The organism is Chryseobacterium sp. WLY505, from assembly GCF_030846215.1.
In the GTDB taxonomy this organism is placed as follows: Bacteria; Bacteroidota; Bacteroidia; order Flavobacteriales; family Weeksellaceae; genus Chryseobacterium.
In genome coordinates, this window is record NZ_JAVCWI010000001.1 from 116,197 (window position 1) to 131,451 (window position 15,255).

The window sequence follows — 15,255 nt, forward strand, 5'->3', positions numbered from 1 at the left end:
AATCGAAATAAAATTGGCTTTAGCCGAAACCTAAAATTAAGCTTCGGCTAAAGCCAATTGAGTTGACAATTATTTTTAAACGGGCTAAAGCCCGTTCCTATTGAATGAGTTCAAAAATAAAAGGGAGCTGTTTTTAAAATTAAAACAGCTCCCTTTTATTTATCTTACACTGATATTACTCAGCAATTACTCTTACCATTCCTTTCACCTGTACAAGCCTTTCCATTAGCTCTTCTCTGGAATCTGCCAGGACGTTGATATGTCCCATTTTTCTTCCCGGTTTGGTTTCTGTTTTTCCATATAAATGAATGTAAGTTTCAGGAAGTTTAAGAACATCATCCATTCCTTCATACACTACTTTTCCGGCGTAGCCTTCTGCTCCTACCAGGTTCAGCATTCCGCTGTAAGTGATAGCATCGGTATCTGCTAAAGGTAAGTTTTTTACCACACGGTACATCTGCTCAAATTGCGAGTTGGTATTTCCTTCCTGGCTCTGGTGTCCTGAATTATGGAGTCTTGGAGCGGTCTCATTCACCCATACTTTTCCTTCTTTATCAAGGAATAACTCGATGGCAAATAATCCCGGAGAATTTACAGCTGCTAAAAATTTCTCAGTAATGGAATCAATCTGGTTCTGAACATCTTCTGTCAGAAGAACCGGACATACATTGAAATCCAAAAGATTCAGCTTTGGATCAGCTACCATTTCTGTTACAGGGAAAATATTGGTTTCTCCTTTTTCATTTCTTGCGACAATTACCGAAAGTTCTTTTTCAATGTCTACAAGACTTTCAATCACAGAAGCTTCTGTCCACAAATGTTGATAATCTTCTTCCGTTTTAATTACCTGTACTCCTTTTCCGTCATATCCACCAGTATTCATCTTCTGAACAAATGGCAATGGCATGATGATCTTTTCATCACTGTTCCATACCACCTGAAATTCCGGGCTTGGAATATCATGAGCTTTATAAAATTCTTTCTGAAGGATCTTTTGCTGAATTGTTTTGATGATATTGGCATTGGGAACCACTTTTATTCCCTGTTTTTCAAGTTCTGTCAATGCATCAGCATTTACATGTTCTATTTCAATGGTTACAACATCTTTATCTTTTCCGAAGTTCAAAACCGTTTCATAGTCATTGAAATTTCCCTGCGTAAAATACGAGATATTATGACATGGAGCATCAGAAGCCGGATCCAGAGTATAAAACTCATCATCATACTTCAGTGCGCTTTGTATCAACATTCTTCCCAGCTGTCCGCCTCCCAGAATTCCTATTTTCATTTTTTATTTTTATTAGATTTACTCTTATTGAATTTTATCAATTTTTAAATAGCCTAGCCCCATTGGGTTCTCCTGATTTTCTTCATCAGACTTTTGAAGAATGATCGCATATTTTTCTTTCATATAGGCAGGAAGGATATCATTTACATTGAAAATATCATCAATATCCACTCCATGCTTATCATCAATATGGCTTACTGCACCTTCAAAACCCATAGTCTGATAGAATTCTGTAGCTTTTGCTCTTTTTATAATCTCCCCCATAGACTGCCCTACCATTAAGTGCTGCTCATGAAATTCTTCAAAGAAACCTGGCTTATAACCTCCTAGATTCAGAAAAAACAACTGGTTTTCTGATGTTTTCTCTCCCTTTTCTACAATCTGCACCTTGTACCCGTCTGCAAATCTCACTTCCTGGTAACAATCCAGGTGAATTTTTCCTTCTGCTTCCTTCCAAAATTCTTTCATATCAGGAATCAGATCTTTCAAATTCTCCGCAATTCCGAAGAAAACATCGTGCTGTTCTATATTTCTGCCTTTGGGTGTTGCCCCGAGGATGACATAAAATAATTTCAATTCATTTTTCATGCATACAAAAATACGTTAAATTTATCTTTTTCAAATGTTTGGCAGACTACTACAATAATTTTATATTTGTAGTATTATTTGTAGTATGTCAGAAATCATCATACTCTTCCTTGGCGCAATTTCGGCGGGTCTTTTAGGTTCACTTACGGGTTTAGGAGGAGGAGTTATCATCATTCCTTTATTAACGCTAGGTTTTGGCGTTCCAATGCATTATGCTATCGGTGCTTCGCTCATCTCTGTGATCGGAACATCATCCGGTGCGGCTGTAGCTTTCGTAAAAGAAGGTTTTACCAACATGAGAATCGGGATGTTTCTCGAAATAGCCACCACCGCAGGCGCAATTATTGGAGCCCTGGTTTCAGGAATGCTTAACCCTAATACCATCGGAATTATTTTCGCAAGTATTCTTCTTCTAACAGTTATTTTAAATCTTAAAGGAAAACCGGATCATCAGGAACCTTTGGTGAAAGGAAGTCTTGAAGAGAAACTGAAATTGTACGGAACATTCCCTGATAAAGGTATTTTGAAAAGCTATTCTGCAAGAAATACCGTACCTGGATTTTTGATGATGATGTTTGCAGGGGCAATGTCCGGGCTTTTAGGAATTGGTTCCGGTGCTTTAAAAGTATTGGCGATGGACAATATGATGAAACTTCCTTTCAAAGTATCTACCACTACCAGTAATTTCATGATTGGAGTAACGGCAGTAGCCAGTGCCCTGATCTATTTCCAGAGAGGTGAAATTATTCCGGTAATTGTAGCTCCGGTATTGATAGGAGTTGTCATCGGAAGTTTTATCGGATCAAAAACCCTGATGGTATCCAAGACCAAAAAATTAAAAGTATTTTTTGCCATTGTGATTACCATTCTTTCAATTTACATGATGTATAACGGTATCAACAAAAGCTTCAGATAATGAAAAAGAATTTTACAGATGTAGATCTGAACCGTTCGGTAGGAAATCTTCTGAGACTGGGTGTTATTCTGTCTGTGGCTACATCATTGATCGGTTTTATCAAGTTATTTTTCGAAGGTTTTAAAATGCCCGAAAAATATACCAGCCTTGTAGTAGGTACTTCTTCTGAAAAGGTCTGGGGACATTTCTGGGATTCTCTATGTAAAGGAGAAGGTACGGCTATTATTCAGCTGGGTATTCTTTTGCTGATCTTCACACCTCTGATGAGAATTGTTTTCGCCTTAATAGGCTATTTAAAAGAAAAAGACTACGTATATGTAGTCATTTCTTCTATTGTTTTGGCCATTATGACGGTGAGTTTCTTTGCAGGTTACGCGCACTAATTTTTACATTTCATAGAACTCTAACGGCAGCTGGTCGGGATCCTGGGTAAAGAAAAATTCTTTTCCGGTGAATTCGTCTATGCGGATTTCTTCACAGATTAATCCTTTTGCTACCAGTTCATTTCTTTTTTCTGTAACATTCTCCACTGAGAAAGCAAGATGCCTTAAGCCACATGCTTCGGGGCGTGACGGACGTTGTGGCGGATCAGGAAAAGAAAATAGCTCAATCACATAATGATCCCCTATTGCCAGATCAAGTTTATAAGATTGCCTTTCTTCGCGGTATACTTCACGGATGATATTCAGATCTAAAATTTCCGTATAAAACTTTTTTGAAACGGCATAATCTGAACAGATGATGGCGATATGATGGATTTTCATTTTTTTAATTTTAATCTACTTCTTAATTCTATTATTGTATTTCTTTACAGTTATCTTTTCTTCTGGTGTCAATAATATACTGAATTTTCCATTCGCTATTCTGCTTCACCAGTTGAAAACTATTAGCTCCGCAATGTGATAATTTTCCTTTGAAATAAAAAGAATAAGGGGTAAACACGCTTGCCAGATTTCCATCTGTATGAATGGCTTCTACGATAATTCTTTCCTCCAAATCTCCTTTTGGAAACTTAGAAACTGAAGTAACAAAATCATGTATACTATCACTTTTCACAGAACCGTCTTTTGTGATGGTTTGAAGCACTGCATTCTCTGCAAAAGCTGATTTTACCAATTCCGGATCTGCATTTTTCATGCCCAGAAACAGGTTACGGATAGGTTTTTCAATATCCTGATTTTGCTGACCAAAAACTGAAATACTCACGAGCAGAAGAATACCGGCCATTTTTTTCATATGATGGATTTTAAGAAATAAAAATAGATAAAATAAAATTTAAATAGATTAACAAATTTTAAAATTCATTTTTCTTAAATTGTAATCAAAATTATTTCAGAGCTATTATATGTGGATTATTTACCTGATTCTGGCCATACTTCTTCTGGTCATGACAATATTACCAAAAATTCAGCATTCTCACTGGATATTCAGAGTTCCTGAATTTGCTAAAATACAGCTCACTTATCTTATCTTTTTCACTTTTATATTAGGTTTTTTTACAGATTCTACAGAATATTTCTGGTATTATCAGGGGCTTCTGCTGGTCATGTTTATTCATCACGGTCAAACATTGATCAGATACACCCATTTTTATCCCGTAAAAAAACACCGACAACGCCACAGGTCCTCTGATAAACTGCATTTTATTTCTGCCAATGTTTATCAGTTCAATAAAGAGTATGAAAAATTCATTAGCCTTGTTAAAAAGCATAATCCTGATTTTTTCATGACTATGGAAAGTAATGGTGACTGGGAAAAAGCCTTGAGATCTTTAGAAAAAGAATATGCTTATCAGCATAAGGTAACTCTTGAAAATACCTACGGCATGCATTTTTATTCCAGAATTGAAATCAAAGAAGCAAAGACTCATTATTTTGTGGCTGAGGATATTCCGAGCATAGAGATCCATATGAAAACAGCTGATGGCTTTTCTTTTGTTTTCTTTGGGGTACACCCGCCGCCGCCGAGTCCTACAGAAGAAGAAACCTCAAAGGAAAGAGACGGAGATCTTCTAAGCACAGCCAAATGTGTGAAAGACATCAAAAAACCTGTTATCGTGGTAGGAGACTTCAATAATGTTGCATGGTCGAGATCATCTGTGCTTTTCAGAAAAACAAGCCATCTTATAGATCCCAGAATCGGGCATTCTTTTGTTTCTACCTTTCATGCGAAATACCGTCTTTTAAGGTTTCCTATCGATCTGATGTTTCACAGTGAAGATATTTTTATTAAACAGCTGAAGACCCTGGAAAATTTTGGTTCAGACCACCTTCCGGTATATTGCGAGTTTTTTATAGATCATCATAATGAAGAGCAGGAAAAGCTTATAGAAACAGCAACTGCTGAAGAAAAAGCAGAGGCTGAAATCATGATAGAGGAAGGAAAGAAAGAAGATGGAGAACGGGAAACTGTGGTTACTGAGGATTAAAAAAGTGGGCTAAAGCCCACTCCTATTGAATATTTATTCTTATTTAAAATTTCATTATATCCTTCACTACTCCATTTTTCTGAGTATGTTGTAATAATTCAGCTTCAATAAAGGTTTTGATCTGTTCTTCAGAGCCACTAGTCGGGAACAGAAGGTGAACATTAGCTCCTGCATCCAGCGTAAAGAATAAAGGAAGTCCTGTTTCTGTTCTGAAATCCCAGATTTTATTGATGACTTCCAATGTTCCTGTTTTCATCAGGATAAAAGCAGGATCACTCATCATCATCATTGCATGTAATGTAAGTGCCTCATGTTCTACCAACTTGATAAAACGTTCCATATCACCATTTTTCAGGATCTCTTTCATGGGGACAAAGTTTTCCCTCGCTTCCTGGAATCTTCTTTCTGCATAAGGATTGGTATTCATCAAACCGTGTCCTACTGTTGAAGAAACACTTTTCTGGCCTTCATGAATCAGTAAAACCCAGTCATTAAAATTTTTGAAAACTTCATGAATTTCAGTATCTGGATACTGTACTCCGAACAAGTCTGAGCTTCCAGTTACCTCATCAGTTTTTCCCCATACAACAAGACCGTTATATAAGCTTCTGCAAGCACTTCCACTTCCTAGTCTTGCTAAAAATGAAGCTTTTCTTAAAGATTCTTCCTCAGAAGCTTTTTCTGTAAAGGAAGCATCCAATGCCATAAGACATTTTGCAATGGCTCCAAATCCTGAAGCTGAGCTGGCAATCCCGGAACTGTGTGGAAATGTATTCTCTGTTCTGATGATATATTTCCCTTTTAAAATCCATGGAAGATACTGCTCTATATTTCTGAAATATTTTTCAATTTTTTCGGCAAACTTCACTTCTTCATTTCCAGCCAGGAAAGTCTGCACTGAAAAAGGCTCATTTGCAATAAACTCCATTGAAGTATTAGTTTTACAATGGTTTAAAGTATAGCTGATACTTGGGTTTGCAGGAATCTGATCAGCATATTTCCCCCAGTATTTAATCAGGGCAATATTAGACGGACAGCTTTCTGAAACCGTTTGGGTATGAATGATGAAATTTTCTTTTCCTATAAAATCTTCTGTTGTCATAGTTTAATTTAAGTCATTATTTTGAACCAACCTGTAAAAAATTCTGTGAATTTTCGCTACCCCTCCAAGGAAGGGGAATTTTCACATCTTCAGTTGTAATTGATGCGAAAACAGGAGGTCAAAAAAATTTTAATACATCTTCTCTATAATATCTGCATATTTTTTGATCACTACATTTCTTTTGACTTTCAGTGTAGGAGTGATTTCTCCTGTATTGATGTCAAATTCTGCCGGCATTAAAGTAAATTTCTTCACTTTTTCATAGTCTGCCAAGTGATCCTGTAATTCTTTTATTTTTTCTTTATAAAGATGAACTATCTTTTCATTTTTTACAGCCTCTTCCCAATTGGTAAAAGGAATATTATTCTTTTTAATATAATCCTGTAAAAACTCAAAATTAGGAACAATCAATGCTGAAACAAACTGTCTTCCTTCTGCAATCAGCATGATCTGCTGAATAAAATTATTGTTGGTTAGAAGGTTTTCAATTTGCTGTGGAGCGATGTATTTTCCGTTGGAAGTTTTCATCAGGTCTTTGATTCTGTCTGTGATGATCAGGTTTCCTTTATCATCAAATTTTCCGGCATCACCGGTTTTGAACCATCCGTCTTCTGTGAATACTTTCTCGGTTTCTTCAGGTTTCTTATAATATCCTTTCATTATTCCGTTCCCTCTGGCCTGGATTTCGTCATTTTCTCCGATACGCATTTCTACTCCCGGAAGAGGTTTTCCACTGGTCCCATGTTCAAAATGAGTAAGAGGGAAAAGAGTTAATGTAGCCGTAGTTTCCGTTAATCCATATCCAACAGTCACGTGAATTCCCACTGACTCAAAGAAACGGGTAACCTCTGGCGACAATGAAGCTCCACCACAAGGTAAGAACCAAAGTCTTCCACCCATTTTTTCTTTTATTTTACTGAAAACCAATCGATCTGCTATAGCTTCTTTGAATTTTAATCCAAAAGGAACCGGTTGTTCATTTCTTCTTAACTCGGCAGTTTCCCAACCTGTTTTAAGCGCCCAGTCAAAGATCTTTTTCTTTAATGATGAACCTTCTTCTGCTTTTTCCAAAACGCCTGCATATACTTTCTGGAAAAATCTCGGTACGGCACACATGGCTGTAGGTTTTACTTCTTCCAGTGCTTTGGCAACATTTTTCGGATCTTCAAGGAAGTACACACGGGCACCACCGTATAAACAAAGTAAGCTCCAGCTTCTTTCAAACACATGGCTTAAAGGTAAGAATGCCAGTGAAAGTTCTTCTTCAAAGTTTTTAAACTTAAAAAATTCAAAGTGTGAATCAAATGCTTTGATGAAATTCCCATGGGTAAGCATTACTCCTTTTGGAATTCCGGTAGTTCCAGAAGTATAGATTAATGTAGCGATATCATCATTGTCTTTCTTACAGATTTCCAGTTCCGGTGAAGCTTTTGCGATGAAATCTTCAAGATAAAAACTGTTGAATTCTTTCTTGATCCAAACCGCTTTTTTGGAAACAATAATCGTTTCCAGGTTATTTTCTTCTTTATGTAAAAACTCAAGACAGGCATCGTACTGCATCTGATTTCCTACTAAAACGGCTTTAGCACCGGAATCGTTGATGATATGTTCTGCCTGCTCAGCATTATTCGTGGAATAAATAGGCACTGTGACTGCACCGATAGCCATTGAAGCCAGATCCATAATCATCCATTCTGATGAATTGTCTGAATAAATAGCCACTCTGTCATTCTCCTGAACTCCGGATTCTTTTAAAGCATTGGCTGTTTTAAAAATAATTTCACTGAATTTTTTCCAGCTCAGCTCTTTCCAGGCTGCATCTTTCTTTTTAAATCCGATGGCCGCTTTTATAGGATGTTTTTCTACATTTTTAAGGATAATTGCCTCTGCAAGATTCATTTCTTCAGCTTTTTGTCGTTAATATAATTGTTCAGGTGAAAGTCTATACTTTCTTTTACGGGAATAAACTGATAATTCAGCTTTTCTTTGACTTTTTGATTGGAAATGGTGTTGAATGAAGAGATAGCCTCAATATTTGATTTGGTGACCATCTTCAGTTTGGGAATCAGCCATCCGAAAAGCGTGTTGGCTACTCTTCCGATATTGAGTACAGATTGTGAAAGAATTCTGGCATCTTTAAGCCCCAAACGGGTTCTTACCTGTTTGGCAAGATCTGCATATCTGTTATTTTCAGCAACAATAATAAAACGTTCTCCGAAAAGGTTATTTTCCATTAATCCGATAGCCGTATTGGCAACATCTCTTACGTCAACATAGGCAGAGCCTCCTGAAAAAGTAAAGCTATTGTCTTCAAAGGTAGAAAAAAGTTCACCACTGCTTTGACTCCAGTTTCCGCTTCCTACAATCATGCCGGGATTGATGATCACCACATTCAGGCCTTCTGCAGAAGCTCTCCATGCTTCCATTTCGGACAAATGCTTAGAGATGGCGTAGGCAGAATGTTCCAGTTTTGGATTAAAGTCAGAATCTTCGTCCAGTTCTCCTTTTTCATTGAAATTATCGAGAACAGCAACAGAACTTACATGGAGAAATTTTTTAACGTCTGATCCTTCGCAGGCAAACAATAGATTTTCTGTACCCTTGATATTGGTATGGTACATTTCTTTTTCATCTTTGGGATGAAAACTTACTTTTGCAGCACAGTGATACACCTCATCTACACCTTGCAGTGCAGTTTTTAAAGAATCGAGATCATCAAAATCTACGTTAATCCATTCAATTTTATTGAAAAAATCATCAGGATTCTCCGTATAAAAGCTGTATGAATGCTTTACTTCGTTTAAATTGCTGCCCGGTCGTTTGGAAGCACGTACACTTTTCCCTCTTTTAAGAAGTTCCAGTACAATTATTCTTCCCAGAATTCCGGTAGCACCCGTTACAAAAATCATTAATTATTTTCTTGATTGCTGACTAAAATATAACAATATTTTCTATCCGGCAATTCTTCCGGATCGGTAAAAATTCTTTAGAAAAACCGTTTTTGCAAATTTGCGATTTTTAAAGCATAATTCAACTTAATTTAACCAATATTATCATTCCGAATACCACAAACCGGAAAATTTAAATCACAAAAGGGTATCCAACTGAAAAGTCCTGAAAGGATTGATAACTTTCAGGACTTTTTATATGTAAAATTTCTTTCTTGCTTAAGCCATTACTTCATTATTTCTTCTTGGCGCTTTGTCGCAAAGAACATCTGCAATACTCTTTGATATAAGGTTTCCTTCTGTAAGATTATCCAGCCAGAAGAATTCTCCTGCTGCGTTGATCTCGATGAAATAATATTCGTCTTCAGGGGAAACAATCATATCTATAGCTCCATAATCTACATGATAAACATCAAGCAGTTCAAGGAGTTTTGCTTCTACATCTGCCGGAAGTTCTGTTCTGTTCCATTTATCAATCAGATTAACGCCGTCTTTTCTCCAGTCTACTTTGGCATCTTCCGACTGTTGGGAATCTATTTCGAATGCATACACATCTCTTCCCACGATAGTAATTCGAAGTTCTTTTTTCTTCTGAATCATCTGCTGAAACTGCATAGGACAGTACAACAATGAATCCAGCTCTTCCAGTTTATCCTCACCCACAACGTTCGTAAACACTACATTTTCTACTCCATCTTCATAAATGGCAAAACCGGTCTGCATTTTGGCCACCACATTCTGATGTTTTACAATAAATTTCCTTGCTTCATCAGGATTATTGGTAAGACAGGTTGCCGGAATGGTGAGCCCTAACTTATCTGCAATTTTCAATTGTTCTTCCTTACTGTCAAGTCTTCTGTAAACACTCGGTTTTCCTAAAGAATAAGCATCCACAGATTCGAAGAAACCGAAAAGAGTATTTCTGATTTCTCCCATAGCCGCTCCGTAAAATTTAGAGTCCATTTCTTCTTTTAATCCTTTTCCGATATTGTAGGCTCTTCTGTACCAGATGGCTGAAATATCATCCAAACGATGTTTTGCTTCAGGCGTTTCCAGATAACTTACCCATTCTCCATCCTGAAAAATAGTGGATAGTTTGTTTTGTAATGGATAAACGTCTACATCAAAACGAATGACTTCACAATTATTTTTCTCAATGTATTCTGTTACTTTTTCAATGGAAAAGTTATCTGCGGTATGGGTAATTATTAAAATTTTATTCATGGAAATTAATTCTTTTGATAAGGTTGTCGGCAATTCTTTCTGCAATCGGAAATCCAAGCTCTTTCTGAAGCATTCCCCATTCTCCCTGAGGATTGACTTCGAGGAAGTAATAGGCACCGTCTCTTCCTTTAATCATATCGATTGCTCCTATATAAAGTCCCATTTCTTTCATCATGGAAGTGAGATTGGTCTTCACAGCATCAGGTAATTCGTAGGCTTCCCAGAAATACCCTTCGCGGGCTACTCTCCAGTCTGCATTTTCACTGTTATTGATTTTTCCTGTGAAAAATTCACCGTCTACATACACGATTCGTAATTCATATTCTTTGTCAATATAGGGTTGAAAAATCATAGGACAGTAAGCGATATCTGAAAGATGTTCCAGGGATTCTTCCTCAATGATGGTAGTGGAAATCATATTTTCCCCTGACATTGTTTTGGCGGTAACTCCGTGAAGCTTCGCTATGGCTTTTCCCTGGCAGTATTGATAGAAAAATGTCGTTATTTTTTCTTCATCATTGGAAAAAATGGTTTTGGGAATGGTTAAGTTATTGCTTTGTGCTATTTTCAGCTGCAATATCTTATTTCCGTCTATTTTTTTTTCATTTTCATAAGGGTTGATCCAGGGAATATGTTCTAAAGTGGTCATCAGATTATACCTCAGACTTCCATATTCGTTGAGAAAGATTTTCTCATAATCCTGATCCAGTTCTTCGGGAGCACTGATCCTCCAGGCTTTTCTGTGCCATACGCCTTTTATAGTGTCAGAGTGGATGGTATTTCCCAATTCATCCGTCAGTTCAAATGAATCTTCATGAATACTGATTTTCTGAAGGTGATTCAGGCGGTCGGAATTCAATCTGAAGTAAGGAATATTTTGGGAGTTCAGGTATTCAAAAAAGAGATCAATATTATAAAAATCCTGTGAATGGGTGATGCAGAGAATCATTTGCCGGTTTTATTAAAAAGGGAAACTTACTATTTAAGTTTCCCCTACTATTTTAATATTCTTTTTGAGATTACAATGGAACAAAGATTGTATCATCATCACCGTCAGATGGATACTTCAGCGTGTGCATCATATCATCTTTTGGAGAAGTTACTGTATCTATTGTTGGCTTAGTGATCAAATCTGTTTCAGCAAGAGTGATGTCTCCACCTCCTTTTACTGTTTCAGGATCCTTAATCTGTTTTTCTAAGAATGACGCAAAAAACGGCTTTTTCTTTGAGTTGTTGCTTTTCATAATGTTTTAGTTTTGGTTTGATCTATAATGTAGTTTACACTGTAGTATATTCTTATGCTTCTAAAACATCCTCATCTCCGTCAGAAGGATATTTCATTGTTACATTGTCATTATCAGGCTTTGTAACACTGTCTTCAAGTGCTGTAGTCGTGATATGATCTTTGATTACTGATGTAATCTGATCAGCAAGTACAGAAGTAATACCTCCTCCTTTTACTGTTTCAGGATCTTTAACTTGTTTTTCTAAGAATGACGCAAAAAATGGCTTCTTTTTTGAATTTTTGTTTTCCATAAGTTAATATTTTTATTGTTTTTTGAAAATCCAAAGTACAAAAATTTCAACTCATGGAGAAATAATATATGTTTTTAATAAAATTTTAACATAATATTGAAAATCAAAGTATAAAATTAATTTAAACCAAGAAAGTCCTTAACAACATTTGCAAAATCGACCGGATTCTCTGCCTGTACCCAATGTCCCGCATTTTTCACCGTCACTATTTTAGCTTTAGGGAATTGCTGCTTGATTCCGAATTCGTCCTGCGGAAGGATATAATTCGATTTTGCTCCGGCTATAAACAAGGTTTCGCCTTCAAAAACACCGAATTTAATCGCATTGGAAACAAATTCAGTATATTTTTCAGATAATGTCTTAAGATTAAATCTCCAACCTAGTTTTTTGTTGTCATCCCAATACAGGTTTTTCGTCAAAAACTGTACAGTAGATCTTTCCGGAATATATTGGTTCAAAACAGCTTCCACTTCATTTCTTGAAGATACGGTATTGAAGTCTACCGTTTCCAGGGCTTTGATAATTCCCTGATGATGCGGTGGATATGCTTTAGGTGAAATATCTACAACAATCAGTTTTTCAACACGTTCAGGATATTTTATAGCAAACTGCATTACTGCTTTTCCGCCTAAAGAATGTCCTAAAACATGTGCTTTCTGGATTCCGTAATGATCCATATAACGGGCAATATCATCTGCCAGGTCATCATGAGACATGCTGTCTGAATGAAAGCTTCTTCCGTGATTTCTAAGATCGATCAGATGTACCGGAAGATATTCTCCCAGATCCTTTCCGAAACTTCCCCAGTTGTCAAGCATTCCAAATAGTCCGTGAAATACAAGAAGTGGCGTATTGGTTACATTTTCGCCGAATATTTTTGAGTTTAAAATTTCCATATTTTTAGAAGTTAGATGTGAGAAATCAGAAGTTAGAAATCAACGAAGTTATACTTACTTCTAACCTCTAACTTCTGATTTCTTATTTATTACCATTTTGCCAGTCTCTTCAGATAAGCCTGAACTGTATTTTCCAATCCCATATAAAGTGCTTCTGAAATCAAAGCATGGCCAATAGATACTTCCAATAGATTCGGAATCGTATCGGCAAAATATTTCAGATTTTCTAAGCTCAGATCATGTCCGGCATTGATTCCCAATCCGAAATTAGTAGCTTCAACCGCAGTATCGTAATAAGGTTTTATGGCCTGTTCTTTATTGATAAGATAATTTTTTGCGTAAGCTTCTGTATATAATTCTATTCTGTCTGCTCCTGTTTTGGCTGCATATTCTACAAGCTCAGGTAAAGGATCCAGGAAAACAGAAGTACGGATTCCCGCTTTTTTAAATTCTGCAATGATCTCTGTAAGGTAATCAAGATGTTTTTTTGTATCCCAGCCTGCGTTGGAGGTAATAGCATCATCAGCATCCGGCACCAGCGTTACCTGCTCAGGTTTTACTTCCAATACCATATCAATAAAATCCTGATGAGGGTTTCCTTCAATATTAAACTCAGTGGTAACCAACGGCTTCAGATCGTAGACATCTTTTCTTGTAATATGCCTTTCATCAGGTCTTGGATGGATGGTAATTCCCTGTCCTCCGAATTCCTGAATTTTTACAGCAGCTTCTGTAACACTTGGGGTTTCTCCTCCTCTTGCATTTCTTAACGTCGCAATTTTATTAATGTTTACGCTTAGTTTTGTCATTTTTTATTTTATATGTTAGATATGAGATGTGAGAAGCCAGAGGCTTGGGGTTGGAAGTAAATCCAGGCTTTGTACTTCTGTTGGTACTTCTCCATTCATGATCATTTAAAAATTTTATTTAAAATTTATAGAAAAGGGGTAAAACTTCCAGCTTCCCTCCTCTGTCTTCCAGCTTTTACACTTTCACGCTTACCTGCATTACCTGAAGTTCAAATTCTTTTGAAGCCACTAATAAATGGTCAAAAATATCTGCCTGTATCTGCTCAAAACGTTCCCATTTGGAATCATTGGCAAAACAGTAGACTTCAAGTGGAAGCCCTTGTGGGGTAATCTCCAGCTGACGAACCATCCGGGTTCCGTTTTTGTCAACATCCGGGTCATTTTCAATATATTTCTGCGCATAATAGCGGAATACCCCGATATTGGTAAGCTGTCTTCCGTTCACAATTTTATCTTTATGCTCAAGACTTTCCTTTTCTTTTTTGATCTCCGAAGTTCTTTCTTCCAGATAATCCGAAATCAGGTTAATTTCCTTTAAGCGCTCAACATCTTCATCCGTCAGAAACTTAAAAGAATTAATGTTAAAGTAAATAGATTTTTTTATTCTTCGGGTATTAGATTCAGACATTACCTGCATATTCTTGATCTCGGTGGTCATCAGATCATAGGTTGGAATTGTTGAAACCGTTTTATCAAAATTGGTAATTTTGGTGGTTAAAAGATTGATCTCCGTAATATTTCCTTCGATGCTGTATTTGGGAATGCTTACCCAATCTCCTACTTTCAGATTTTTGGAAGTAGCCACGTGAAGACCTGTAACAAATCCTAAAATAGTATCTCTGAAAACCAATACCAGAACAGCTGTAATCGCCCCTAGACTTCCTACGATGGTGGTTCCTTTAATCCCAAAGATCACACAAAGACCTACTACCGTAAATATAAAAAGTCCTAAGATTTTTACGGTTTCAGAGATGGCATTCAGCGCCATAATTTTGTAGAAATCCTGTTTGATGCTGAAATAATTTCTGAAAGCTGTAAGCGATCTGTAGAGCATTCCTGCTAATATCAATACTAATCCCAGATTGATACATCTTATGATAAAAATGGTGGTCTTCGGCAGTGCATTTTCCGGAAATATGGAACCCTGGATACCCGCTACAGCAATCAGAGCAGCAAAATGCGCTACAGAATTGGTGATTTTAGCCTGATAAATAGATTTCAAGATCGGAAATTTCTGCTCATTATGAAATAACCTGAATACAGAATTGATAATGAACTTAAAAACAAAATCAGTAATAAAAAACAGAACAAGAAGTAAGCTCAGTTTTACAATAATATGAAAAACCCAATCCAGCCCGGAGGGTGATATCTGGGTAATATAAATGTAAAGCCGTTCGCTCAGCTCCTGTATAAAGTTTTTGGTTTCTTGTAACTGGTCATTCATTACAGCAAATTTATGAAATTAAGAATCATCATTTTACTATTCATAATCAATTTTCATCCCAAAAAGTATTATGCGG

At 36.6% G+C, this 15,255-nt stretch carries 17 protein-coding genes; 3 read left to right on the plus strand and 14 right to left on the minus strand.

The window, feature by feature from the left end; translation table 11 throughout:
* Positions 1-175 precede the first annotated feature (175 nt).
* Positions 176-1,288, minus strand: a complete 1,113-nt coding sequence (locus RAH34_RS00565) for a 5-(carboxyamino)imidazole ribonucleotide synthase (RefSeq protein ID WP_306594811.1) — start codon at positions 1,286-1,288, stop codon at positions 176-178.
* Positions 1,289-1,312: 24 nt separating this feature from the next.
* Complete coding sequence (locus RAH34_RS00570; protein ID WP_228411897.1) at positions 1,313-1,876, minus strand: DUF1543 domain-containing protein; 564 nt, start codon at positions 1,874-1,876, stop codon at positions 1,313-1,315.
* 85 nt (positions 1,877-1,961) lie between these two features.
* On the opposite strand from RAH34_RS00570, the gene RAH34_RS00575 reads away from it, so the two are divergent.
* Both RAH34_RS00575 and RAH34_RS00580 read left to right on the plus strand, forming a co-directional pair.
* The gene (locus RAH34_RS00575) at positions 1,962-2,792 is read left to right on the plus strand and encodes a sulfite exporter TauE/SafE family protein (RefSeq protein ID WP_062674485.1); all 831 of its coding nucleotides are present in this window, start codon (positions 1,962-1,964) and stop codon (positions 2,790-2,792) included.
* Positions 2,792-3,175 carry a DUF1634 domain-containing protein gene (locus RAH34_RS00580; RefSeq protein ID WP_306594812.1) on the plus strand — a complete coding sequence of 128 codons (384 nt, stop codon included), beginning with the start codon at positions 2,792-2,794 and terminating at the stop codon, positions 3,173-3,175. Before RAH34_RS00575 ends, RAH34_RS00580 begins: the two co-directional genes overlap by 1 nt.
* Positions 3,176-3,178: 3 nt before the next feature.
* On the opposite strand, the gene RAH34_RS00585 is transcribed toward RAH34_RS00580, so the two are convergent.
* Together RAH34_RS00585 and RAH34_RS00590 are read right to left on the minus strand one after the other, a co-directional pair.
* Positions 3,179-3,556 carry a VOC family protein gene (locus RAH34_RS00585; RefSeq protein ID WP_114819123.1) on the minus strand — a complete coding sequence of 126 codons (378 nt, stop codon included), beginning with the start codon at positions 3,554-3,556 and terminating at the stop codon, positions 3,179-3,181.
* Between the two features lie 31 nt (positions 3,557-3,587).
* Positions 3,588-4,028 carry a nuclear transport factor 2 family protein gene (locus RAH34_RS00590; RefSeq protein WP_114819122.1) on the minus strand — a complete coding sequence of 147 codons (441 nt, stop codon included), beginning with the start codon at positions 4,026-4,028 and terminating at the stop codon, positions 3,588-3,590.
* Between the two features lie 151 nt (positions 4,029-4,179).
* Here RAH34_RS00590 and RAH34_RS00595 point away from each other — a divergent pair, with 151 nt between their 5' ends.
* Complete coding sequence (locus RAH34_RS00595; RefSeq protein WP_306594813.1) at positions 4,180-5,220, plus strand: endonuclease/exonuclease/phosphatase family protein; 1,041 nt, start codon at positions 4,180-4,182, stop codon at positions 5,218-5,220.
* Between the two features lie 43 nt (positions 5,221-5,263).
* On the opposite strand, the gene RAH34_RS00600 is transcribed toward RAH34_RS00595, so the two are convergent.
* The 10 genes from RAH34_RS00600 to RAH34_RS00645 all read right to left on the minus strand — a co-directional run bounded on the left by RAH34_RS00600 (position 5,264) and on the right by RAH34_RS00645 (position 15,179).
* The gene (locus tag RAH34_RS00600; protein WP_306594814.1) at positions 5,264-6,322 is read right to left on the minus strand and encodes a diphosphomevalonate/mevalonate 3,5-bisphosphate decarboxylase family protein; all 1,059 of its coding nucleotides are present in this window, start codon (positions 6,320-6,322) and stop codon (positions 5,264-5,266) included.
* Positions 6,323-6,451: 129 nt separating this feature from the next.
* Positions 6,452-8,221 carry a long-chain fatty acid--CoA ligase gene (locus RAH34_RS00605; RefSeq protein WP_306594815.1) on the minus strand — a complete coding sequence of 590 codons (1,770 nt, stop codon included), beginning with the start codon at positions 8,219-8,221 and terminating at the stop codon, positions 6,452-6,454.
* The gene (locus RAH34_RS00610; protein WP_114819118.1) at positions 8,218-9,231 is read right to left on the minus strand and encodes an NAD-dependent epimerase/dehydratase family protein; all 1,014 of its coding nucleotides are present in this window, start codon (positions 9,229-9,231) and stop codon (positions 8,218-8,220) included. The genes RAH34_RS00605 and RAH34_RS00610 overlap by 4 nt, the downstream gene beginning before the upstream one ends.
* Positions 9,232-9,489: 258 nt before the next feature.
* The gene (locus tag RAH34_RS00615; protein ID WP_034699863.1) at positions 9,490-10,494 is read right to left on the minus strand and encodes an MvdD family ATP-grasp ribosomal peptide maturase; all 1,005 of its coding nucleotides are present in this window, start codon (positions 10,492-10,494) and stop codon (positions 9,490-9,492) included.
* A complete protein-coding gene (locus tag RAH34_RS00620) occupies positions 10,487-11,443 on the minus strand; it encodes an MvdC family ATP-grasp ribosomal peptide maturase (protein WP_114819116.1) in 957 nt (318 codons plus the stop codon). Before RAH34_RS00620 ends, RAH34_RS00615 begins: the two co-directional genes overlap by 8 nt.
* Before the next feature lie 70 nt (positions 11,444-11,513).
* Complete coding sequence (locus tag RAH34_RS00625) at positions 11,514-11,738, minus strand: microviridin/marinostatin family tricyclic proteinase inhibitor (RefSeq protein ID WP_114819115.1); 225 nt, start codon at positions 11,736-11,738, stop codon at positions 11,514-11,516.
* A gap of 52 nt (positions 11,739-11,790) precedes the next feature.
* Positions 11,791-12,030, minus strand: coding sequence for a microviridin/marinostatin family tricyclic proteinase inhibitor (locus RAH34_RS00630; protein WP_062674464.1), 240 nt, complete (start codon positions 12,028-12,030; stop codon positions 11,791-11,793).
* Positions 12,031-12,146: 116 nt separating this feature from the next.
* Positions 12,147-12,926 carry an alpha/beta fold hydrolase gene (locus tag RAH34_RS00635; RefSeq protein ID WP_306594816.1) on the minus strand — a complete coding sequence of 260 codons (780 nt, stop codon included), beginning with the start codon at positions 12,924-12,926 and terminating at the stop codon, positions 12,147-12,149.
* Positions 12,927-13,015: 89 nt separating this feature from the next.
* Entirely contained in the window at positions 13,016-13,735 is a 720-nt protein-coding gene (locus RAH34_RS00640) for a pyridoxine 5'-phosphate synthase (RefSeq protein ID WP_114819113.1), read from the minus strand.
* Between the two features lie 175 nt (positions 13,736-13,910).
* Positions 13,911-15,179 carry a mechanosensitive ion channel family protein gene (locus RAH34_RS00645; protein WP_114819112.1) on the minus strand — a complete coding sequence of 423 codons (1,269 nt, stop codon included), beginning with the start codon at positions 15,177-15,179 and terminating at the stop codon, positions 13,911-13,913.
* Between the last annotated feature and the right edge of the window lie 76 nt (positions 15,180-15,255).

Excerpts from the sequence above, each read along its gene's own strand:
- RAH34_RS00610 (WP_114819118.1), bottom strand. The coding sequence starts at position 9,231 with ATGATTTTTGTAACGGGTGCTACCGGAATTCTGGGAAGAATAATTGTA.
- RAH34_RS00575 (WP_062674485.1), top strand. The coding sequence starts at position 1,962 with ATGTCAGAAATCATCATACTCTTCCTTGGCGCAATTTCGGCGGGTCTT.
- RAH34_RS00635 (WP_306594816.1), bottom strand. The coding sequence starts at position 12,926 with ATGGAAATTTTAAACTCAAAAATATTCGGCGAAAATGTAACCAATACG.
- RAH34_RS00640 (WP_114819113.1), bottom strand. The coding sequence starts at position 13,735 with ATGACAAAACTAAGCGTAAACATTAATAAAATTGCGACGTTAAGAAAT.
- RAH34_RS00570 (WP_228411897.1), bottom strand. The coding sequence starts at position 1,876 with ATGAAAAATGAATTGAAATTATTTTATGTCATCCTCGGGGCAACACCC.
- RAH34_RS00630 (WP_062674464.1), bottom strand. The coding sequence starts at position 12,030 with ATGGAAAACAAAAATTCAAAAAAGAAGCCATTTTTTGCGTCATTCTTA.
- RAH34_RS00615 (WP_034699863.1), bottom strand. The coding sequence starts at position 10,494 with ATGAATAAAATTTTAATAATTACCCATACCGCAGATAACTTTTCCATT.
- RAH34_RS00605 (WP_306594815.1), bottom strand. The coding sequence starts at position 8,221 with ATGAATCTTGCAGAGGCAATTATCCTTAAAAATGTAGAAAAACATCCT.
- RAH34_RS00595 (WP_306594813.1), top strand. The coding sequence starts at position 4,180 with ATGACAATATTACCAAAAATTCAGCATTCTCACTGGATATTCAGAGTT.
- RAH34_RS00625 (WP_114819115.1), bottom strand. The coding sequence starts at position 11,738 with ATGAAAAGCAACAACTCAAAGAAAAAGCCGTTTTTTGCGTCATTCTTA.
- RAH34_RS00645 (WP_114819112.1), bottom strand. The coding sequence starts at position 15,179 with ATGAATGACCAGTTACAAGAAACCAAAAACTTTATACAGGAGCTGAGC.
- RAH34_RS00590 (WP_114819122.1), bottom strand. The coding sequence starts at position 4,028 with ATGAAAAAAATGGCCGGTATTCTTCTGCTCGTGAGTATTTCAGTTTTT.
- RAH34_RS00565 (WP_306594811.1), bottom strand. The coding sequence starts at position 1,288 with ATGAAAATAGGAATTCTGGGAGGCGGACAGCTGGGAAGAATGTTGATA.
- RAH34_RS00585 (WP_114819123.1), bottom strand. The coding sequence starts at position 3,556 with ATGAAAATCCATCATATCGCCATCATCTGTTCAGATTATGCCGTTTCA.
- RAH34_RS00600 (WP_306594814.1), bottom strand. The coding sequence starts at position 6,322 with ATGACAACAGAAGATTTTATAGGAAAAGAAAATTTCATCATTCATACC.
- RAH34_RS00580 (WP_306594812.1), top strand. The coding sequence starts at position 2,792 with ATGAAAAAGAATTTTACAGATGTAGATCTGAACCGTTCGGTAGGAAAT.
- RAH34_RS00620 (WP_114819116.1), bottom strand. The coding sequence starts at position 11,443 with ATGATTCTCTGCATCACCCATTCACAGGATTTTTATAATATTGATCTC.